Genomic DNA, 22,959 nt, shown 5'->3' on the forward strand with positions numbered 1-22,959 from the left:
TTCCTACTCCTCCGATGAGCCGTGGAACCCGCCAAGGCTGTCGCGCACCGCCAGTGACGACGGCACCGCGGCGTACGACGCGAAGTCCTCGGTCACTCCCCCGGCCATGCGCCGCAGCAGCAGGCGGGTGGCGTTCACGCCGAGCGCGTTCGCCGACATGCGGATCGACGACAGCGGCGGCGTGCTGGTCTGCGCGGTCACGTCGTCGTTGAATCCGACGATCAGATAGTCGCGCGGGCATTCAAAACCCCGTTCACGCATACGTGCCATGAACCCCAGTGCCATCGCATCGTTGAACGCCATCACGGCACCGGTGGGATCCTCAAGATACTTGTCCACGTACGCGACCCCACCCTCAAACGTGGGTTCGCCGGGCCACAGCTGCACGACCTCAAGCCCCTTGCGCTCGCATGCCGACTGCAGTTCGCGGAATCGAGCGCCGGACGACCATACGGAGTTCGGGCCGGACAGGTAGGTCACCCGGGTACGGCCTCGCACGGCGAACAGGTCCGCCGCCTGACCGATGCCCGTAGAGATGTCGACCACGATGCTGGTCACGTTGCGCACGTTACGGTTGGTGACCACCAGGGGATGGTCCTCGGCGTAGTCGCGCAGCATGGGGTTCGACATCTTGGGCGACACCATGATCACGCCGTCGACCAGGCTCATGGTCTTGTCAAGCACCATGCGCTCCCAGGCGACGCTGTCACGGGATTCGGCGATCACCAGACCATAGCCGTGTCCGAAGCATTCGTTCTCCACACTGTGCACGATGGCCGCGGCATACTGGTCGGTCACATCAGGCACGACGATGCCCACAAGATGGCTCGACGAATCGGGCCGTGCAGCCGAAGTCTGCTCCTCGGCGGACGGCAGCTTGTATCCCAGACGCTCGGCCACACCGACGATGCGCCGAGTGGTCTCCGAGCTCACGCGATCCGTGGCACTCAACGCACGGGAGACGGTGGACGGGGAGACGCCGGCTGCCTTCGCCACATCACGAATCGTGACCTTCTTCATCGCACATCCTTTGCATGGTGTCGTCGTATGACGCCAACCGATAGCACAACAACTTCCTCGAAAAGTCTATCGACAGTCTACCGCCTCACAGCAATCGGCATCGTATGCGAATTACGGCAGGAAAGGCAAGAACGGATAGTCGTCCGACAATTCATGATATTTAGGCACGGGTTCGTTCGCGTTCCGTTCTGCCTACGATGCGGAGGAGACGACATCGCCGTCCCGATCACGCAAACCGTCCAAAGGAGGACCGATGATCCGCAAAACGTTCACAATGCATCTATACCCCGGCATGGTGGAGGAATACGCCAAGCGCCACAACGAACTCTGGCCGGAGATGAAGGCCATGATCCACGAATACGGCGGGCACAACTACACGATCACATTCGACGATCGAACGAACACGCTGTTCGGCTACATCGAGGTGGAGGACGAGGACCTCTGGGCGCAGTCCGCGGATACGCCGATCAACCGCAAATGGTGGGATTTCATGGCTCCGGTGATGGCGACGAATCCCGACAACTCCCCCGTGTGCGAGGATCTGCGCGAAGTGTTCCATCTCGACTAGCGCAACTACACACCACCCCAGCAGCGTTCGTACGGCTGGCCGGTGAGCCGCTCGACGGTCTCACGCACATGTGGTTCCACATCATCCTTGTTGCCGCCGTCCTTGAGCCGTTCGATCTCATGCAGCACGATGAGGTCGCTACGCTGGTCGAGCGTGAACCGGCGGGACACGATGAACGCGATGATGAAGCCGATCGCCAGCCATCCCAAGCAGACGAACGCCACCGCGTTCACCGCGGACGACGACTGGGCACCCGACTGGTCCGGTTTGAATCCGGAAAACGCAAGGAACGCGCCCACGCCCATCGATGCGAGCCCGGAGAAGATGAATCGCAGGAACGTGGTGATGCCCGAGAAGATCGACGCGCGATTACGCCGGGTCACGATCATGTCCACGTCGGGAATGAACGGGAACACCAGCCACGGCACCGTGCCGGCCAGCGAGCGGAACACGAACCAGATGATCGCCGACACGATCACGTACGCGGTCCATACGCCTTCGGGCAGCACCGGCTCCAAACGCCACGAGACGAACAACAATCCCAGACCGATGAGCGCGCCCGTGTAATCGACCGCATACAGGTTGCGAGGGCCGATGTGCACGAACAGCCATCCCCACAGCGGCTTGAAGAATTCGGCGATCACGGCGAACGACAGCAGCATGGACGCGAACGCGGCCGTCTTGCCCAGATCGAACACCACGAAATACACGAAACTCTGCGTGAAGATGTCCATGAGGGTCAGACAGATCAGGTACAGCGTGATGTGCACGCGGAACGTGGCGATGCGGAATGTGGACGCGTACTCGGCGGCCACGTGACCGATCGCCTGCATGATCTCACGCGCACCGCGCCGATGTTTGGCGGCGCGGCGACGGGCGAGCTCGGCCTCGCCGAATCCCGCCTCCTCGGGGGTGAGCTCCCAGGTCAGACGCGACGATGTGAACGTGACGATCGCGAACGCCACGGTGACGATGGTCACGAACGTCTGATACGAGTAGGCGTGCCACTCCCCCAGCCAGGTGAGTATGGCCGTGGCGGCGAACGGGATGATCACGCCGGACATGCCGGAAACGAACATGCGCACGGTCGACAGCAGCGAGCGCCCGGCGAAGTCGCGGGTCATCTCGCCGGGCAGCGACGAGTAGCAGACGCCGAACATCTGCTGCAGCGTGACGTACAGCACGTAGACGAAGAAATACAGCACCTTGGGCATGCCGGGGATCCACATGAGCAGCGTGACCAGCACGAGCGGCGAGACCATCATGACGAAGAACCGCCGACGGCCGAAGCGTCGCCCGAGCCGGAACAGGTAGAACCGTTCGGACAGCACGCCGAAGATGATGGCCGAGCATGCGCTGAGCATGGCCGCCGCGCCGATCATGCTTTGCGCGGTGCCGATATCGAATCCGCAGAAGCGCGTCCAGAACACCGACAGGTAGGTGCCGGTGAGGATGGCGCTGCCACCGCCGTAGACGTCGCCGATGGCGAATCCAAGCGCATCGCCGAATGTGATCTTGTCGTGTGATTTACGACGTGAGTCGTGTGAATGGAATCCGCGTGACTGGAATCTCACCGGTCACTCCTTCTCTGCCTCTGTATGCTCATGCGCGCGTGCGCGAATACGGGTGACATGCTACCGCGCGGCATCCGCGACATGAAATCATTCGCCACTTCTTTCCAAAAATGCGACGGCGCGCTGGAAACTGCGAATCTCCAGTCCGCACCGATCGCTGGACGAAGCATGGTCTCACGTCCTCACGCGACGCGGCGTAGGACCGATGCGGCGGACCGATGCGGAGGTAACGACCGGCAGACCAGTGCGGCACAGGGTACAGTGCGGTACAGGTGAGCCGCGCTGTACGTTTTAGTACGGCTGGTTGCCGTGGATGATGATGCCACGCTCGTGCTTGAGGAAGTTGCGCGCGGACTCGCGGTCGATGTCATGGCCACGTTCGAGGCTGCGGTAGACGACGGCGGTCTGCGCTCCCCAGCTGAGGGTTTTGAACGCCTCGTGCGAATCCCATCCATCCTGGGCGATGCCGAGCGTGGGCTCCTGCACGTATCCGTATCCGGCGGCGTTGGCATAGCCGTTGAACGGCAGTCCCCAGGCGTGGTGCTGGTCGAGCAGCGCGCAGTAGGCGTCGGCCTGCGGGAAGTCCTCCTCGCGCGTGCCGGCCTTACGTGCCAGATCGTCGGCGGTGGAACGTTCGTAACCGGAATCCTCCGGCGGTGTGGGCAGCGGCATGTCAGTCCTCTCCTCATGACAATCCATCGTGCCTGCGGAAATGTTCCGTGGCACGTCATGGAACACGGTGCACGCCCGAGCGAAAACGGACGCTGTTTTCCAGAGTCTTTTTTACACCCATTGCCGGTCAACACCACCATCGGTCCCGCGCCTCGGAACACCGGACTCGTCGCCCGGCGGCGACATCGTCAGATGCCGCGGGGACCGGTGCTTTCACGAATGACCAACTTGGTCGGCGTGCTCTGCACCGGCGTACCCATCTCACCCTTCGAGAACCGCGCCAGCAGCGTACGCGCGGCCTGGGAACCGAGCAGACGGGTGGACCGATGAATCGTGGTCAACGCGGGCCAAGCCAGACGGCCCACGATATCGTCATCGATGCCGATGATCGAATAGTCGCGCGGGCACTCATATCCGTTCTTGCGCATGGCGGCGATGAATCCGAGCGCCATCATGTCGTTGTAGGCGACCACCGCACCGGTCGGGTTCCTCAGATATTCGCGGGCCATCTGGAAGCCGCCCTCGTATGTGGGCACGCCCGGCCAGAACCGTTTGATCTTCAGTCCCTCCTCACTGCACGCCTGCGTCAGTTCGGTCCAGCACACGCCCGCCGACCATGAATGCGCCGGTCCGTCAAGATAGGTCAGACGATCGAAGCCGAGCCCCTTGAGATGCGTCGCCGCCTGCCGCATACCCTGCGACACGTCAGTGACCACACTGGAGACTCCTCGAATTATGCGATTGGTCACCACCACCGGCTTGACCTGCGCACATTTGCGGATCATGGAATCGGGCATACGGCTGGACGCCAAGATCGCCCCGTCGGCGTAATACACGGCACGATCGAACGCCACCCGTTCCATGGACGCCGACTCGCACGACTCGCTCACCAGCAGGCCCATGTCCTGACGGGCGCATTCCTGTTGCACGCTGCGCACAATGTCAGTGAAGAACTGATTGGTCATATCCGGCACGATGATGGCGACCAGACCCTTGTGGCCACTGGACGGTCTTGATTCGACCGGGATCTCATGGTAACCGAGCTCGTCGGCGACCTGGAAGATGCGTTTCGTGGTGGCCGGGCTCACGCGTCCCGGCATGGAGAATGCACGCGAGACGGTAGATGGGGAGACTCCGGCGGCTTTCGCAACATCGCGAATCGTGACCTTGTTCATTTCCACTCCATAACAACTAGTGTCTTGTATTCAGGCACGTCTTTGTGCCCAGTGTATGCGCAATGCGAGCGGCATGCGCACTTTTCCGATACGGCACAGTCGACGTGTCGTGTCATCCGAATGCCGAATGAGGTGACGACGATTCCGGTTCCGTGCCGTCCAGGACTCCGGTGCGGCCGTCATCGTTCTGCAGGTATGCGAAATCGCACCCCGAGGCACACAGCCCGGGGTGCGATCAACCGATCACAGGAAAGCACGAATCCGGTATGGCGGCTCCTTTCACATTGCCGGGTACTGCACCGGATGATTATCAGGTGCAGTGAGCATGAGCTAATCAGTGATACGACTACTCGGTGATGCCGTCCTTGAAGATGGCGATCTCGTGCATGCCGTACTCCTCGTTGCGCGTGATCTCCTCGCCGTTGACGGTGGCCATCACATCGGCGATGAAGTCGGGCAGCACATCCTCCATGCGCTCGCTGAGCAGACGACCGGCGTTGAAGTCGATCCAGCGCGAATGCTTGGTGGCAAGCGGCACGTTCGTGGCGACCTTGTACGTGGGCACATACGTGCCGTACGGGTTGCCGCGACCGGTGGTGAACAGCACAATGTTGCAGCCGGCGCTTGCCAGCGCGGAGGAGGCGACCAGATCGTTGCCCGGCGCCTGCAGCAGGGTCAGTCCGGGCTCGGTGGCCTGATGACCGTAGGCGATCACGTCGGTGACCTGGCACTTGCCGCCCTTGCGGATGCAGCCGAGGGACTTGTCCTCCAGCGTGGTGATGCCACCGGCCTTGTTGCCCGGGGACGGGTTCTCGCCGATCGGCTCGTTGTACTTGCGGAAGTAGTCCTTGAAGTCCTTGATGAGCTTGACCACGTCCTCGAACGTCTGCTCGTCCTTGGCCTGACTCATCAGCACCTGCTCGGCACCGAACATCTCGGGCACCTCGGTGAGGACCACCTTGCCGCCCTGTTCGGCCAGCCATTCGGCGAACTTGCCCACCAGCGGGTTGGCGGTCACGCCCGACAGGCCATCGGAGCCGCCGCACTTGACGCCCACGGTCAGCTCGCTGATCGGAATCGGCTCGCGACGATCATGCAGGGCCACCTCGTTGATCTGCTCGAGCAGCTTGGCGGCGGTCTCGTACTCGTCGTCCTCAAGCTGGCAGATCATGAACTTCACGCGATCAGGGTCGTACACGAGCCCATCCTGCAGATCCTTCATCACCTCGTCGCTCGGCTCGGAATCCACGCCGCAGCACCCCATGAGCGGGGTCATCTCGGACTTGAACTGCGGAATCTGGTTGTTCTCACAGCCAAGACCCACCACCAGTACGCCGCCGGCGTTCGGATGCATGGCGATGTCCTGCAGAATGCGCTTAGTCATCTCATGATCGCCGCCCAGCTGGGAGCAGCCATACGGATGATGCGCAATGATGATCGAATCGAACGCGCCGCGGTCCGGATGCAGCGCCTCGAACTGCTTGGCGATGTTGTCGCACAGCGAGTTGATGCAGCCGACGGCCGGCACGATGTACAGGTCGTTGCGCACGCCCACCTTGCCAGTGGCACGACGGTAGCCCTGGAACGTCAGATCACTGGGCTTGCTGCCCGGCTTCACCACGTCCGGCACCGGATCGTACGTGTACTGCAGATCAGGGCCGAGATTCGATTTAGTGTTATGCGTGTGCACCCAGGAGCCCTTGGCGATGTCGCACTTAGCATGACCGATCGAATAGCCGTACTTGATGATCTGCTCGCCCTCGGGAATGTCTTCGATGGCGACCTTGTGACCACGGCCGACGTCCTCGAGCAGAACGACCGGTTCGGCAAGGCCCTCCACCACGACGCTCTCGCCCTTCTTCAGGTCGCGGGCGGCGACGGCCACCTTGTCATGCGGATCAAGATGGATGGTATCCATGATCAACCTTCCTCAACGTATAAAACGTATAAAAACAGCGTGAACGCGTGAAACATGATGCGCTCCCCTCGGCCGTGCCGCACACTCACACACGCCTTCACGCGCGGGATGCGGCACGACCGGGAGGAGTCAAACAAGCGGGAGACTGGATCAGGCCAGCGCCTTGATCAGCGGGCGCATGCCCTCGGCCTTGATCGCGTCAAGGTTCGCCTGCACGGCCTCGGCAAGACCCTCGACCTCGGTGAGATCCTGACCCCACACGGAGGCGTCGGCGAGAATCGTCTCGGCGTAATGCTCCGACTTGGCGGCCTCCTCGAACTTCGCGACCACAGCCGGATCGTCGGAGATGTTGACCGCGCCCTCGGCCAGACCGCCGTAAGTGTAGATCAGACCGGACAGAGCCAGCACCAGACGCTTGGGCAGACCGTTGCCATCCTTCACGTTGTTGAGCAGCACCGGCAGGCAACGGGTCACGTACTTGGCCGCGGAGTTCAGGCCGATCGCGTCGAGCGCATGCTTGACGAACGGGTTGGCGTAGCGCTCCAGCACGGCCTCGGCGAACTTGTTCAGCTCGTCCTTGGGCAGGGACAGCACCGGGATGATCTCCTCGTGCATCTCCTTCTCGATGAACGGACGCACGTCGGGATCGTTCATGGCCTCACCCACGGTGGCCACACCGGCCAGACGGGCCACGGACGCCAGCGTGGTGTGCGGGCAGTTCAGCAGGAACACCTTGCGCTCGCGGTACGGCTTCACGGATTCGGGGGTGACCAGGTCGATGCCAAGCTTCTTGGCCGGCAGCGCCTCGTCGATGGCCTCGGCGTCGCCGGAGACGACCCACAGCAGGAACGGCTCGGCCTTGACCATGTTGTTGTCCACGTAGCCCAGCTCGTTCCACAGCTCCTCGGCGCGATCCTTCGGGTAGCCGGGGACGATGCGGTCGACCAGCGTGTTGAAGAACTTGTTGTCGTTCTCCAGCCAGGCCTTGAAGTCCTCGCCGTAGCCGAACTTGTCGGCCAGCTCGAGCAGGTACTTCTTCAGGGTGTCGCCGTTGTCGGCGATCAGCTCGCACGGGATGATGAGGAAGCCGGGCAGGCCGTTGTCGAAGCGACGCTTGAGCAGGTGGATCAGCTTGGCCGGGTAGCTCTTCGGCGGCACGGTCTCGGCAGTGTCGGAATCGTCAAGCGCGATGCCGGCCTCGGTGGTGTTGGAGATGATGATTCGGGCCTCCGGCTCGTCGGCGAGCGCGAGGTACTCCTCCCAGTCGTCGATGGCGGACAGGCTCTTGCCGATGGAGTCGATCAGCTCGCGGGACTGCACCTGCTCGCCGTTCTTCAGACCTTCGAGGATCACGGTGTACAGGTTGTCCTGGGCGGCGATCTCCTTGGCGCGGCCGAATCCGATCGGCTGCACGACGGCCACGTTGCCGCCGAACAGATCGTTGTTGTTGAGCTGCTGGATCGTCCAGTCGACGAATGCGCGCAGGAAGTTGCCTTCACCGAACTGGATGACCTTGATCGGGCGCTTGGCGGCGTCCGCGGTGGTCAGACCCTTCTCGATGGCGACCTCGGCGTTGAGGACAGGAAGATTGTTGTCAGTCATGGTGTGTTCTCCTGCTTTCTGCTTGGTGAAATGCGGAGCATTCGGCTGTGCTGCGGAATTTCAGTGATCACGAAACACCGTTACAGCTTCGTATTCCAGCACTTCGTCTTGCTGGTTCCCAGCGTATGACCGTCGTTGCCAACACGGTGAAATTGTTGCCAACCGTTGCCTCGTTTCGCTGGAATCGGGCTGTCAAGTCTTGACAAACCAGCAGGAGAACGCTATTGACGCGGCTTCTTTCCCGTCACGCCTCCATCAGCCGCTGGGCGATGGACCGGAACTCGGCGGCGAGCGGGGTATCGGCGAGCGCGCCGTCCTCGTTGAGCACCACCGGTCGGCCGGCCTCACCGTCGATGCGTACCTTGGGTTCGAGCGGCAGCGTGCCGAGCAGCGGCACATCGTACTTGAGCGCGGCGGTGAGCTGTTCGGATACCCGCTGGCCGCCGCCCTCGCCGAAGATGCACAGCTTCTCGCCGTTGTGCTCGTAGTAGCTCATGTTCTCGATCACGCCACACACTTTCATCGGCACCTGCAACGCCACGAGTCCGGCGCGTACGGCCACATCGGAGGCGCTCGGCTGCGGGGTGGTCACCACCACGAGTTCGGCGTTGGGCAACGCCTGCGCCACGGAGATGGCCATATCGCCGGTGCCGGGGGCCAGATCAAGCAGCAGCACGTCGGGCTCGCCCCACCATACGTCGGACAGGAACTGCTCGAGCGAGCGCTGCAGTCGGGGTCCGCGCCACAGGATCGCACGATCGGCACCGGCGAACATGCCGATGGAGATGAGTTTCACGCCCCATGCGGTGACGGGCATGAGCATGCCCTTGAGATTCGTGGGGTGGTCGTGCGTGCCGAACAGCGCCGGCAGCGAGAATCCGTAGATGTCGGCGTCGATGGCCGCGGTGTCGTATCCGAGCGCGGCGAACGTGGCGGCCAGATTGGCGGTGACCGACGATTTGCCGACGCCGCCCTTGCCGGATGCGATGGTGAAGATGCGGGTTTTGGAGCCCGGTTTGGTGAACGGGTTCTCCTTGCGCTGCGCCTTGAGGTCGTTAACCAGTCCGGTGAGCTTCTCCTGGCTCATGGATCCGACGTCGATGTGCGGGATGAGCGTGGCGGCCGGGTATGAGGTCACGGCCTCGTTGATCTTGTCGATAATGGTCTGCGTGAGCGGGCATCCCTCCACGGTGAGCTCTACCTTCACGGTGACGTCCACCACGCTGCGTCCGGAGTCGATGACGTCGCGCGGCATCACGTCGATGCCGGTGATCATGCCGAGATCGGTGATGGACTTGCCCAGTTCGGGGTCGATGACCCGGCTCAGTCGGGAACGCACGTTGCGTTCGATGACATCATTCATTCCCGCTGGATTCGTAGCCGCCATGTCGTTCTCCTTGCAATCTCTCGCACGTACATCAATCCATGTGTCACACTAGCGTGAACCGCCGCATGGTTCCAGATATTCGCACAGGATATCCATACGGATATCGTTGTATTTTGTTGCCGCCGTCATGAAACACGCTATGGAAGGACAAGTAAATACGCCCATCCATATCATGATTCGTGACGACTGTGGATTACAGCCACATGCCCATACCACTTATTGGGCGAGTCGCAAGGCCGTGTATTCCGCTGGCATACGTCATGACGTGTGACGACATGCCGGGATCGTGACCGATGCGAGCGCCCGGAAACGAGGTAACGATGCCGAAGTTCTCCCCCATTCCCGCCGAGCCTATCATCGAGAACGGCGAGGGTTCCGCCGCCGACGGCACGCCGATCCGTACCGTATATATGGAGCAGGAGAACGCGCACGTGGCGTTCGCCCTGACGATTCCCGACGACGATCTGCCGCGTATCACGCACTGGGGCCGTCCGCTGCCGGAGTCCGGCCGTGATGCCGCGCTGCTGCATGCCTACGATGCGTTGAAACCGCAGCGGGTGTCCGGCGCATTGAATGAGACGGCGTGGCCGAGCGTGCTGCCCACACAGGCGGAGTCGTGGATCGGCGAACCGCGGTTCGTGGTCCGTCGCGGCGGTGTGGAACTGTTCTGCCGGTTCGCGGTGACCGATGTCGCGACCAGCGTGCGTGGCGACGTGCCGACCGTGACCGTGACCGCCGAGGACGCCGAACAGGGCGTCGGCGTGGTGTGGACCGCGGAACTCGAACAGGGCGGTCTGATCCGTCAGCGTGTCACCGTGCGCAATCTGTTCGGTACGGATGCCGAGCCGTTGGAGATCGGCAAGGTGGAGCTCGGGTTCGCCCTGCCGGCGAGCGCCACGGAGATCCTGACCACCACAGGTCATCATTTGCGTGAGCGTGCCCCGCAGCGTCAGCCATTGACGATCGGTCGTTTTGAGAAGAGTTCGTGGGTAGGACGCCCTGATTTCGACGCGTCGCTGCTGCTGACGGCCGGCGTGCCCGGTTTTGGGTTCGAACATGGTGAGGCGTATGCGGTGCATGTGGGGTGGAGCGGCAATTCCTGCCTGTCGGCCGAACGTCTGCCGTATACGACGGGGGTGATCGGCGGCGGCGAACTGCTGTTCGGTGGCGAGGTGACGCTGTCCGGTGATGCCGGTGATGCTGATGCCGCCGATGCCGCCGAATACACCACGCCGTGGGTGTATGGCTCGTTCGGTGACGGGCTGAATGAGATCGCCGCCCGTTTCCATGACCATCTGCGCCGCCTGCACCCGAATCTGAGCGCCAAACCGCGTCCGGTGATCCTCAACACGTGGGAGGCCGTGTATTTCAACCATGATTTCGATACGTTGAAGGCGCTGGCTGACAAGGCCGTCGAAGTGGGTGCGGAACGGTTCGTGGTGGATGACGGCTGGTTCGGCTCCCGCCGCGATGACACGTCCGGTCTGGGCGACTGGCAGATCGCGCAGGAGGTGTGGCCGGACGGCCCGAAGAGCCTCAAGGCACTGGCCGACTACGTGCATGGCATCGGACTGGAGTTCGGCCTGTGGTTCGAGCCGGAGATGGTGAATCCGGATTCGAATGTGGCCCGTGAGCATCCGGACTGGATACTCTCCCCCACCGCCGACCGTCTGCCGATGCAGGGGCGCCACCAGCAGGTGCTGGATCTGACGAATCCGGATGCCGCCGCATACATCTTCGATTGCATCGATACGCTGGTGGGCAAGCTGGGTATCGACTACATCAAGTGGGATCATAACAAGCTGGTCACCGAGGCGGGCAGCCGTCGCAGCGGTTGTCCCGCCGTGCACGAGCAGACCGGGGCCGTGTATGACATCTGGCGCAGGCTTAAGGAGAATCATCCGGGTCTTGAGATCGAAAGCTGCTCGTCCGGCGGTGGTCGTGTGGATCTGGGCATTCTTGAATACGCGGATCGTATCTGGGCGTCGGACTGCGTGGACCCGGTGGAGCGCGCCGACATTCAGCGGTACACGTCGCTGCTGGTGCCGCCGGAGATGATCGGCGAGCATGTGGGTGATTCGCCCGCGCATTCCACGCGTCGCGCCACGAGTCAGGAGATGCGTATGGCGATGGCATTCTTCGGCCATCTGGGTGTGGAGTGGAATCTGCTGAGGCAACCGCAGGAGAATCTGGATCTGCTGGCCGGATGGATCGCCGAGTTCAAGAAGCATCGCGAATGGTTCGCGATCGACACGATGGTGCATACGGATTCGCCGGATCCGGCGGTGCGCGTGGATGGCGTGGTCAAGCCGGACCGTTCGGCGGCGATCTACCGGTTCACGCAGCTGACCACGTCGGCCACGTACCCAGCGGCACCGGTGCGTCTTCCGGGACTCAAGCCGGATGCGAACTATCTGATCCAGCCGGTTCCGGTGAGTCTGGATGTCACGGGAGCGACCTCCCCCGCCCGTGAGACGATCACCAACAGCCAGTCAACACTCGGCTGGTGGACCGCCGACGGCACGGTGATGAGCGGTGCCCAGCTGCAGTCCTACGGCTTGCGCATGCCGAGCCTGCACCCGGCCAACGCCATCCTGTTCTGGGCGATCGAGATCTGAACCCTATCCTTAGTGTGATCACACTATCGTGGCGTGGTCACACTATTTCGTTGCAATTGCAAGGATCTGACAGGCTTCTGGTTTCTTAGTGTGATCACACTAAGAAACCAGATTCGGGAGGTAAAGGCCCAGGACCCCGAAGGCCCGAGGGCATATAGAGCCTATAGAGTCCGCTGACTATCGGCCCAACACGTATCGGCGTATCGCGCAGGCGGCGGCACCCTGCGCCCATCGTTCCCAGTCGGAGCCAAGAATCTCGAACGGAACCGCGGACGCCCTGCTGGGACGATATTCGGCGATGCCCTGCCGCACCGATTCGATCTCCATGCCCGCCACATACGCGGATTCACCGGCGACGAACACCTTGAGCGGCATGGTCAGATTGGCCACAAGGCCGATCATCACACCGAGACGGAAGCACTCGCGCATCAGCAGTCGTTTCGCTTGGGTCACGCCGGCGCGCGCGTCACGCACATAGTCGTCGAACGTCATGATCGTACCCATGATCTTCGAATACTCGTCGGCGAGCGAATCATTGGTCAGACATTGTGATCATCCGCGATGACCGTTGCCGCGGAAGCAGCGTGGCCCGTCCGGATCGATGAGCAGATGTCCACCCAATCCCAATGTCTTGTCGGGATGATCCACAACACGGCCATCCTCCACCAATCCGTATCCGATGCCCTCGCCGATCGTGATCAACGCGAACCGGGGCAAGCCCACGCCGGCACCGAACCAGTGCTCATACATGAGCAGTGCGTCAAGATCGTTGTTCGTCACCGTATCGAGTCCGGTGACCTCGCGGACCATGGACGATAGATCGCACGGTTCGATCCACGACAGATAGGGGGCCTCGTCCACCACGTCGTCGGTGATGTGAGCGCCGATCCCCAGTCCGATCATGACCGGCTCCTGGAGCCCGCATCGGATGGCATCCTCACGGCATTGTTCCGCCAATGACGCTACCGCCGACGTCACACCGGACGGCGAACGGTCGGAAAACGACACCACATGAGACGATACGCCGTCGGGCATGCGACATTGCGCGTTGACCAGCACGGCGGTGGCGTCACCGCCGCGAATCTTCACCCCCACGAACGTACGGGCGTTGGCGTTCGCCATCAGTGCCGACTGGGGACGTCCCCGCTCCCCCGTACGCTTCCGCGGCTGGAATCCATACGGCAGATGTCCGCCGGACGTGTCGGCGTCGCCTGTCTCACGCACCACACCCAGATGCATGAGATCGGCGATGATGCGCGACACCGTGCCGGCCGACAGATCGTGCATCTGCGCCAGCGTGGTACGGGCGATGGGCCCGTATTCGAGAATGTCCGCGGCAATCCGACGCATGGCCGGCGAACCTTCGAACCATTGGGCTGGATGCGTGTCTCGTTCGGCCATGAAATCCTCCCGCTCTCTACTGTTCCGGTCTTGTGATCGAGCCGGTTTCATGCAACGGTCACGGAATCGTCAATGGACTTGGCTGGAGCTTCACCGGTCTCCAGCAGATGCCGGAACCCGGCTTCGTCGAGCATGGGCACGCCCAGTGCCTCGGCCTTGTCCGCCTTGGAGCCGGCGTTCGCGCCCACCACCACATACGTGGTCTTCTTGCTCACCGAACCAGCGGCCTTGCCGCCACGGGAGACGATCGCCTCCTTGGCGGAGTCGCGTGAGAATCCCTCCAGCGAGCCGGTCACGACCACGGTCATGCCGGCCAGGGTCTGCGGTGCGGTGTTCGTCTCCACATGCGTGCCCACACCGGCGGTGGTCCACGCGGCGAGGATGCGGCCACGCCAATCCTCGGGATCGCGGGCCGCGGTGAACCAACGCACCACGGATTCGGCGATCTCCGGACCGATGCCGTCGATTTCGGCCAGCTCCTCCGCGCTCGCCTTGCCGATCGCCTCCAGTGAGCCGAGCCGTGAGGCGATGAGCCGCGCGGTGGGAGGGCCGAGCCGGCGGATGGACAACGCCACGAGCACGCGCCACAGGTCCGCCTGCTTCGCCTTGTCGATCTCGGCAAGCATCTTGCGCGTGTTCTCGCCCGGCCGGACGTATACCGGCTGTTCGCTGACGCCACCGCCACGCACCGAACGGGTGTGATGATCCACGATCACCGCGTCTGCCGGTACCGCATAGTCGGGGTAGTCGGCGCGGATCTCCTCCGGCGCGGTCTTGTCGTTGATCTTCTTCGCATCCGTTGGTGCCGTCCAGAACGCCGGAGTCCGGTACCACAGTCCGGAGCCGCCCAGACGCTTGCGCGTCTTTGTGGGGCGACCGGTCTTTGGGCTCACGCCCGGACGCACCTCGATGATCGGCACCTCGCGCCACACGACCACGTCGCGCAGTTGCTCCAGGCCAAGCGAGAACACGTCGGCCTCGCTGGTGAGCACCGGGGTCTGCGGTTCGGGCAGGCGCAGACCGTCCACCGGTTCGTACGGTTCGGGTTCCTCCCCCGGCCCGACCAGGATCTCGCGCAGATTCGGCGCATACGTGTCGGCGGAATCTGGTCGGTTCTCCTCCGGGTTGGTCAACGCGATGGCGCTCTGATCGCCAAGATGCTCGATGTCGAACGCCTTGCGCGAGGCGAGGTTGATGATGCGTTCGGTCAGCTGTGCCGGGCAGCTTTCCACATTGGGGCAACGGATGTCCTTGTCGCCCTCCTTGGCGGGGGCGAGCCGGGTGCCGCAGCTCGGACAGTGTTCGGGCATGACGAATTCACGCAGCTCCGACTCCCGGCCCTTGCGACGATCGAGCACCGGGCCCACGAGTTCGGGAATCACGTCGCCGGCCTTGCGCACCACTACGGTGTCGCCGATGAGCACACCCTTGCGCTTGACCTCGAACGGATTGTGCAGTGTGGTGCGGGCCACGGTCGAGCCGGCCACGTACACGGGCTTGAGCACGGCCACCGGGGTCACGCGACCGGTGCGTCCCACCTGCACGGTGATGTCAAGCAGTTCGGTGTTGACCTCCTCGGGCGGATACTTGTAGGCGATCGCCCAACGCGGCGCGCGCGAGGTGGCCCCGAGACGACGTTGCAGTCCCAGATCGTCGACCTTCACCACGATGCCGTCGAGCGCATGTTCGATGTCGTTGCGATGCTCGCCGTAATAGTCGATCATGTCGAGCACTTCGGCGAACGATGTGACGGTACGGTTGTGCGGCGAGACCGGCACTCCCCACTTCTCATACAGCTCGTATGCCTCGGACTGGTTGTGCACCACGTCGTGCGTTCCGCGCGGATGGTCGGCACCCCAGTCGAGCGTGCCGATGCCGTGTGCGTAGAACGTGAGGTTGCGCGTGGCGGTGATGCGGGGGTCCTTCTGCCGCAGCGAACCGGCGGCGGCGTTACGCGGATTGGCGAACGGCGGACGGCCCTGATCCTCCTGGCGTTCGTTCAGGGCCCGGAAGTCGTCGAACCGCATGAACACCTCGCCGCGCACCTCCACCATGTCGGGGATGTCGTCGGCCGGTCCGCCCAGATTCTGCGGAATGTTGGCGATCGTGCGCGCGTTCATGGTGATGTCCTCGCCGGTCACGCCGTCGCCACGCGTCAACCCCTGTTCGAGTACGCCGTTGCGGTAGATCAGATTCAACGCCAGTCCGTCGATCTTGACCTCGCAGCTCATCGGCAACGGCTTGCCGTCCGGCCAATCGAGGTCGCGGATCACCGAATCGTACCAGTCGCGCAACTCGTCGATGCTGAACACGTCATCGAGACTCATCATGCGGGAGGGATGCCGCACGGACGCGAAATCATTCGAGAACGTGCCGCCGACACGATGCGTGGGCGATTGCGGCGAATCCAAGGATGGAAACGCGGCTTCAAGTCGCTGCAGACAGCGCAAGCGGGCATCGTAGGCGGCATCGGACGCTACCGGCGCGTCATTGACATAGTAGGCGATCTGGTCGGTCTCCACCCAGGCCGCCACCTTGGTCCACAATCTGGCGGCCGCCTCGGAACTCATCGAGACGACGTCAAGACGTTCCAGCCGCAAGGCGTCGGCGTCGCTCTGCGTGAGCGCGGCGATCCATTCGAACGATCCGGGTTCCGCGGCGGACACCGGCGTGTCCTCCACGACATCGCCGTCACCGTCAAGATCCCAGACCAGCTGCGCGTCATCACTCGTCATGCGTCGTCCTTTGTATAGCCGAACAATATGGATAGCCGAACACTATAGTCACGACATAGTCACAAATCGCAACACCATGCCCCAGAAATCCATGCCTCAGGAATCCACTGTACCGATAGCTCCCCTCAGCCGGTTGCGGTCGGCGGGATCGCATCCCCGCCGGCCGCAACCAACACCGTACACGTCGTTACGACGCCGTCACGCGCCCAACGACCGCAGGAACTGGATCTGGATGGCGTTCATGCCGTCATTGTCATCGGTCATACGCGCCGCAGCCATCGACAGCGTGCGCGCCGGCACGAACAGCGCGTTGTCCACACTCACACGGGCCGCATCACGTACGATCGACGCCACTTCGTTCTCCGGCCATACCGGCATCTCATGCTCACGCAGCACGGCCTTGGCCTCATCCACGGTATGCGGCACCGGAATGCACTGCGAACGCGCCCGGGCGAACAGCTCGTTGAGCTCGGATTCGATGGACCCCATGGTGCCGGATGCGATGTGATCGCTCATCAGGTAGGCGGCCGCGGCGATGTCGAAATCGTCACGCATCCACTCGGCGTAGGCCAGACGGTAGTAAGCGAATGCGGCGTCGTCGCGGTCGAGGGCCACGCGCAACGCGTTCAGGCAGGCGGCGCGGGCGGAATCCCAGTCCTGCGTGTTGGCCAGCTGGATGGCGAGCCGCAAGTGGGACAGCGGGTAGGCGGGGGCATAGGCGACCATGGCATTGAGGTGCGGCAGTGCCCTGTCCGGACCGGAGATCTGCGACAGTACGTCAGCGAGTTCCATATGCGCGTAGAACAGGTTGTCCGGAATCAGTACGGTCTTCTCGTCGGGCGTGGCGAACAGCCGGTTGTATACCACGCGTTCGGCGTACGAGTTGAAATAGCGGGGCACTCCGCCGGCGGCCGCGAACAGGTTATCGAGCCTGTCCACGGCGGCTTCGGCGACCTCGACGGCCTTCTGCGTCTCGCCGCCGAACAGCAGGTCTCGGGCCTTGACCCGTTCGGCGTCAAGCTGGTCGGCGAGCCCGAAGTCCGGTTCGGGAGTGTCCCGTCCGTCGATGATCGCGCTGGTCACATCGCCGGCCACCTCGTTGAGTTCGGGGTCACCGATGCGACGGATGACATCCATGGCCTGCCGCGCACGCTCCACGGAGGAGAGCGAGTCGTCGAGCACCAGACGGTGGAAGTGGTTGATCGCACGCTGCAACACGTCCACGCGCTGGATGGACAGTTCGAGCGTATCCTGCGCTCCAAGCACCTTGGCCACCGGTTCGGGGAACCGCTGCTCGCTGAGTTCGGGCGCCTCCTGCGCGCCGGTGGGCGAATACATGACGTCACGCAGATCGAATTCCGCGTCGATGGGCCTGAGCCCGGCGTCACCGTCCACGTCCATGGTGGCGTTGAAGGCACGATACAGGTGCTGTGGCCGGGCGAGGCCCTCCTCCTCGATCATGGTGAGGAAGCGCTCGCGGGTGAAGGTGACGGTGACGAGGTTGCGCACGGTGGGGTTCTTGCGCAGGGCGGCGATCGGGTCGTCGGAGTCGATGTCGTCGTCGGACAGTCTGGTGTCCTGCCCGTCGATCGGACCCTCGTTGAACGGGTTGCCGGACAGATCGATGTCGTCCTCCGACGCGGTATCGCCGTCACCGCCGTTGACATTGCCGATCTCGTCCTGCGGCATGGAGAAGGCGACGGCGTCGATGTCCACGCCTTTCATGAGGTCCTCGAACGCCCTGTCCACGGACTCGTCCCCGTCTGGTTCGCCGACGGCTGGACGGTCGGATTCCGTTTCCGTTGATTCGTCATCCGTTCCTGCGGACTGGTGGTCATCGCCCGTCGTGGTGGGCACCTCGGCCTCGGGCGCCGTCAGCTGTCGTGCGGCGCTGCCGTGGACGTCGCCATCCTTGGGGTCGGCCTTGGTGGCGTTGCCGATCGTGTTGCCGGACCGCATGTCTTCGAACATGTGCAGGGCCTCGCTCATCAGCGAGGAGATCGCCGAGTTCTGTTCGGCGACGGCCTCCTCCAGACCGATGGAATCCACATGCAGCGACACGCGTTCCACGTGATCATCCGCGCCGAAGGCGAGCGCCGCGAGCATGAGGCCGACACGCAGGTTGTAGTCGGTGGATAGGGCGGCCCTGTCGGACTGGCTCAGATCAACCCAGCCGCGTGTACGTTCGTCGTATCGGGTGGTGGGCATCATCGACGTTCCCGCGGTGGTGAAGCCGATGGCCATGTTGCCGTCCTGAAGGCTGGCGCGGAATTCCACATCGAAACGGTAGGGCAGGCGGAGTCGTCGCACCAGTGAGGAGAACGTCTGACGGTACACCCATTCCGATCCGTTGGCATCGTGCACGTTCTGGACGCCACTGGCGCGAACGGCCGTTCCGCTTGTGCCGCTTGTGCCGGTGGCGGCCACGGGATCAGGCGATTCGTTGGCGGTGTCCACGGCGGCCTCGCGCGCGGCCTCCACCATGGCGGCAAGCGCCGCGGTGCCATCGTCGTGGATGGGATCGAACTGCTCGCCGGGCGCATCTTCGATGTCCAATGCGGTGATGGCGGGATTGGTCAGTAGCGCCCAGTCGAGCTGTGACGCCTGGGCGCGGGTGACGGTGTCTTCGGTGGGGTAGGCGCCGAGTCGGGCATTGCGTTCCAGCCACATGCTGACGGCGGCGAACCGGTTGAGGTTGCCTTCGATGCGTAGCGAGGCGAGGGCCGCGGGGAATTCGAGTCCGGAGTCCCAGCCGAAGAAGTAGCCTCCCGAATAGGGTGACGTGTACAGGCGCAGCGGCTCGGCGCCGTGCACGGCCTCCAGTCCTTCGATCTGGTCGAGTGCGCCGGCCTCGTTCATCAGGTCGGCGAAGAGGTCCTCGAGTCCGGAGACGCGCATGCCATGGGCCCGTGCCTGCAGCGTGTCCTTGACGCTGCGTCGGATCGCGCCGATGGGGGCTTCGCGCCGGAGTCGACGGAAGATGTTGCCTGAGCCGAATCCGATCATGAACCCGTTGACGCGCGGAAGGAAGTAGACGGCGAAGAACGCGATGGCCATGGCGTCACGGTATTCGAGGTCGGCGCGCAATTCCGCGGGAAGGTCGGCGCGCAATTGTTCGAGCGTGTAGCGGTTGTCGGATTTGAGCCACGAGGCCAGCCACATCATCTCGCCGTCGTCGCCACGACCGACGATGCCGCCCTGCAGCACGGTCATCGTGTCGTTGCCGATGGTGACGCAAGTACGGTCGGTTCCCTCGAGCCGGCTTTCCGTCACGTGGATCTCGTTTTCCTTGGCGAAGAGGAACACGGGCTCGTCGCGCTGCGTGTCCGGGTTGATGTCCGGCCCGGCGAAGACGCGCCCCTTATTGTCCACGAACGCGATCGGCGTGCAATGATTGCGGTCCGTGAATACGGCCAGCGAGAATCCGCGACCGTGCGATTGCGGGAACTGCGCCCATCCCACGGAAAGCCCGTCGGGCAGACCCGGCAGTTCGGTCAGCAGTCGTCGGTTGACCAGAGGGCCGATCCGGCGGGCGTGCGAGGCGAGTTCACGGAGTACACCGCCGTCGACGCCATGCATGGGACCCACACCCGGGGCGCTGTTCGGATGGTTCGGATTGATATTGGTGTCGGCACTGGGTTCGAACGGATCCGCGCCCCCGTTGGCGCCATTGCCGCCAGACACGAACCGCGACGCCATGGTTTCCAACTCCCCCAAGGCCTGGTGCAGAAGCCGTCCATATCGAAAACGTTTGCGACCATGATTACGCCGGTTGGAGGATGAAGTAGACATACCGTTCATTGTCACAATCCTTGACGACATAGCCCGTGTTTCATGCCAGTAGAGAACACTGCACAAGTCGGTTCGTCCCAGCCTGCAGGACGGTCTGCCACCGCCCGCCCAGTCGCATACCCTCCTACAATGGCTGTGTGACTTGCCGTACCAACTCCCCCGTCAGGGCGCATACCAGCATCATGCGTCACCTGACCCGTCATCGCACCGGTTTGCTGGCCGCGGCGATCATTATCATCATCGAGATCACGCTGGGCAATCTGCCGTTCTGGACGTCGCTGGGAGCCCCTTCGCCCACGTCCATGAACGCTGCGCATGTTGAACTTGGCTCGGGGCTGGTTCAAGGCGGTGATGGCGTACTGCGCGTCATCGATCCGACACAGGCCTATATCGACGCGCCCGTCGCGAATGAGCAGGTGCGGTATGTACGGTATGACTTCGGTGGGGGCTCGCCGAAAAAAGCCGACCTGCATGGTGCCGGCTATTCGTTCGCGTGGAATCTACGGATACGTCTTGACGCGGCGGATGACGCCGCGTGGCATACCGGCAAGGTGATCGACGTCAGCCATGGCGTCGCGGCCACGCATGTGATCCGTAACCGGTCGTATGACGGCAACGTCACCCGTCTGCGTCTGTGGGTTCAGGAAGCACAGAACACGCAGTTCCCGTTCGGCCGGGTCATGGTGAATGTGCATCCGTCATTCCGGATCAGTCCGGTACGTGTGCTGGTCATGGCGGCGACGGCGGCGATACTGATCGCGCTACGACCGCGTTCCCGACTGTATGCCATGCCTTTGGATACTACGGATCGCCGGCAGCGGGCGGCGCTCGCGCTGGCGACGGTGCCGTTCCTGATCTCGTTCGGATTCACGATATGGGCCGGCACCCAGCAGGGTGCGCAGGTGTTCCATCGACCGTTCGCCTACACGTATGACATGGACCAGTACGCCCGGCTTGGCGACGCATTGCTCCACGGCCGTCCATGGCTGGATCTTCCCGTGCCGAAGGAGCTGCTCACCGCGGAGAACCCGTATGATGTGGCGTTCCATGAGCGGCTGCTCGCCACTGGCACGAATGAAGTGTACTGGGATCACGTGTATTTCAACGGCCACTGGTACACATATTTTGGTGTGGTTCCGGCGTTGCTGCTGTTTGTGCCGTTCCAGGCGATCACGTCGTTGTGGATCGAGGGCGGGGCGTGGCTGCCGGCGTCGGTGGCCACGATCATGTTCCTGATCGGTTTTCTGGTGTTCGGGCTGCTGCTCGTCGTCCGTCTGTTCACACGATTCTTCCCTTCGGTGAGCGTGGGGTCCACGATACTGGCGATGATCACGTTCATGTGCGGATCGAACGCCTGGGTGCTGTGGATGCGCCCGTCGTTCTATGAGATTCCCACCGCGTCCGCACTCATGTTCACCATGATGGGCCTATGGTTCTGGCTTGGCGCGCGCAGGGGCGACGAATCCGATGGGTATCGATTGTCACGATGGCGGATCGCCGCGGGTTCCCTGTGCATGGCGTTGACGTTGGGCTGCCGTATGACGTTCATTTTCTGCGCGTTGTTCTTCCTGCCGATCTTCGCCGATGAGATCCGCTCCGGTCTGATATTGCGTCCGATCGGCATGCTGTTGCCGAGACGCTGGCGCATGGGCGTGTGGAAGGAGCAGACTCGCGGTCATCGGATTCCTCCGCGGGTGTTCGCCTCGTGGCGCAATGATCTTGCTGCGGCGCTGCCCGCGTTCGTGGTGTTCGCCGACCTGCTCTGGTATAACCTGTGGCGGTTCGGGTCGTTGCTGGATTTCGGCAACGACTACCAGTTCACGGTGGTGGATCTGACCCGATATCGCGAACCGTTGGTCGTACTGCCGCAGATGCTGCAGTACTATCTGATCCAGCCGCCGCGTATGACGGGGTCGTTCCCGTGGTTGACCGTGCCGTATACGCCGGTGCATCCATGGCAGTATCATGAGCGGATCATCGGCGGCCTGTTCTGGATGATTCCGGTATGTCTGCTGGTGTTCCTGATGCCTGCCATGCGTCACACGCTGCGCCGGCATCGCGCGTGGGGACTGGCGTGCATGTCGCTGGCGCTTGGCGTGTTCGAGTTGTTGTTCGTCAGCTACAAGGGCGGTCTGGACTGGCGTTATGTCTGTGATTTCTCATGGCTGATCACATTGCCGGGCATCCTGATGATCCCGATCATGATGGAATGGGTGAAGACGAAGCTGATGCTCGCCTCCCCCGGCATCATTCGTACCGCCCGTCTGGTTCGGGCGAGTGTGATCACACTGGTGTTGTGGACGTTGTTCATGACGGTGGTCAGTTCGTTCATGACCGGCCGTGCCAGCCCGATGATCACGTCGAATCCTAACGTGTTTTACACCGTCCAATCCTGGTTCGTCTGGTGAGATATCGCCGTCACGGAGTGTCCTCGGCGTTGCGGCGCGCTCAACGTACCTTCGTACGCCTTCGCGTGCCGCGCCTTGAGGACACACGC

14 protein-coding genes are annotated in these 22,959 nt (G+C 62.9%); 3 read left to right on the top strand and 11 right to left on the bottom strand.

From position 1 onward, the window contains the following. Nucleotides 1-3 precede the first annotated feature (3 nt). On the bottom strand, nt 4-1,020 hold the full coding sequence (locus BTIS_RS03480) for a LacI family DNA-binding transcriptional regulator (protein WP_094662688.1): 1,017 nt from the start codon (nt 1,018-1,020) through the stop codon (nt 4-6). 253 nt (nt 1,021-1,273) lie between these two features. On the opposite strand from BTIS_RS03480, the gene rhaM reads away from it, so the two are divergent. Further along, nucleotides 1,274-1,588, top strand: a complete 315-nt coding sequence (rhaM, locus tag BTIS_RS03485) for an L-rhamnose mutarotase (protein ID WP_094662690.1) — start codon at nt 1,274-1,276, stop codon at nt 1,586-1,588. 5 nt (nt 1,589-1,593) lie between these two features. Here rhaM and BTIS_RS03490 read toward each other — a convergent pair whose 3' ends face one another. The 6 genes from BTIS_RS03490 to BTIS_RS03515 form a co-directional block, all read right to left on the bottom strand. Then, a complete protein-coding gene (locus BTIS_RS03490) occupies nt 1,594-3,162 on the bottom strand; it encodes an MFS transporter (RefSeq protein WP_094662692.1) in 1,569 nt (522 codons plus the stop codon). 291 nt (nt 3,163-3,453) lie between these two features. Further along, entirely contained in the window at nt 3,454-3,834 is a 381-nt protein-coding gene (locus BTIS_RS03495) for a hypothetical protein (RefSeq protein WP_094662694.1), read from the bottom strand. 188 nt (nt 3,835-4,022) lie between these two features. Continuing rightward, nucleotides 4,023-5,009 carry a LacI family DNA-binding transcriptional regulator gene (locus tag BTIS_RS03500; RefSeq protein WP_094662696.1) on the bottom strand — a complete coding sequence of 329 codons (987 nt, stop codon included), beginning with the start codon at nt 5,007-5,009 and terminating at the stop codon, nt 4,023-4,025. A gap of 346 nt (nt 5,010-5,355) precedes the next feature. Further along, entirely contained in the window at nt 5,356-6,927 is a 1,572-nt protein-coding gene (locus BTIS_RS03505; RefSeq protein WP_094662698.1) for a UxaA family hydrolase, read from the bottom strand. A 150-nt stretch (nt 6,928-7,077) separates the two neighbouring features. After that, nucleotides 7,078-8,529 (bottom strand): tagaturonate reductase, encoded by a 1,452-nt coding sequence (locus tag BTIS_RS03510; protein ID WP_094662700.1) that lies wholly within the window; start codon nt 8,527-8,529, stop codon nt 7,078-7,080. Nucleotides 8,530-8,773: 244 nt separating this feature from the next. After that, nucleotides 8,774-9,892, bottom strand: a complete 1,119-nt coding sequence (locus BTIS_RS03515; RefSeq protein WP_094662702.1) for an Mrp/NBP35 family ATP-binding protein — start codon at nt 9,890-9,892, stop codon at nt 8,774-8,776. A 344-nt stretch (nt 9,893-10,236) separates the two neighbouring features. On the opposite strand from BTIS_RS03515, the gene BTIS_RS03520 reads away from it, so the two are divergent. Continuing rightward, complete coding sequence (locus tag BTIS_RS03520; protein ID WP_094662704.1) at nt 10,237-12,534, top strand: alpha-galactosidase; 2,298 nt, start codon at nt 10,237-10,239, stop codon at nt 12,532-12,534. A gap of 177 nt (nt 12,535-12,711) precedes the next feature. Here the strand turns inward: BTIS_RS03520 and BTIS_RS03525 are convergent, their stop codons facing one another. The 4 genes from BTIS_RS03525 to BTIS_RS03540 form a co-directional block, all read right to left on the bottom strand. Beyond that, nucleotides 12,712-13,038 (bottom strand): hypothetical protein, encoded by a 327-nt coding sequence (locus tag BTIS_RS03525; protein WP_094662706.1) that lies wholly within the window; start codon nt 13,036-13,038, stop codon nt 12,712-12,714. A 48-nt stretch (nt 13,039-13,086) separates the two neighbouring features. Further along, nucleotides 13,087-13,935, bottom strand: a complete 849-nt coding sequence (locus BTIS_RS03530) for an ROK family protein (RefSeq protein WP_158216822.1) — start codon at nt 13,933-13,935, stop codon at nt 13,087-13,089. A 47-nt stretch (nt 13,936-13,982) separates the two neighbouring features. Further along, nucleotides 13,983-16,670, bottom strand: coding sequence for an NAD-dependent DNA ligase LigA (gene ligA, locus BTIS_RS03535; protein ID WP_094662710.1), 2,688 nt, complete (start codon nt 16,668-16,670; stop codon nt 13,983-13,985). Between the two features lie 198 nt (nt 16,671-16,868). Continuing rightward, nucleotides 16,869-20,369 (bottom strand): tetratricopeptide repeat protein, encoded by a 3,501-nt coding sequence (locus BTIS_RS03540; RefSeq protein WP_094662712.1) that lies wholly within the window; start codon nt 20,367-20,369, stop codon nt 16,869-16,871. A 230-nt stretch (nt 20,370-20,599) separates the two neighbouring features. Between BTIS_RS03540 and BTIS_RS03545 the strand changes: the two genes are divergently transcribed. Next, entirely contained in the window at nt 20,600-22,870 is a 2,271-nt protein-coding gene (locus BTIS_RS03545) for a hypothetical protein (protein WP_158216823.1), read from the top strand. Nucleotides 22,871-22,959: the final 89 nt, after the last annotated feature.

It is taken from the genome of Bifidobacterium tissieri, assembly GCF_002259645.1.
In the GTDB taxonomy this organism is placed as follows: Bacteria; Actinomycetota; Actinomycetes; order Actinomycetales; family Bifidobacteriaceae; genus Galliscardovia; species Galliscardovia tissieri.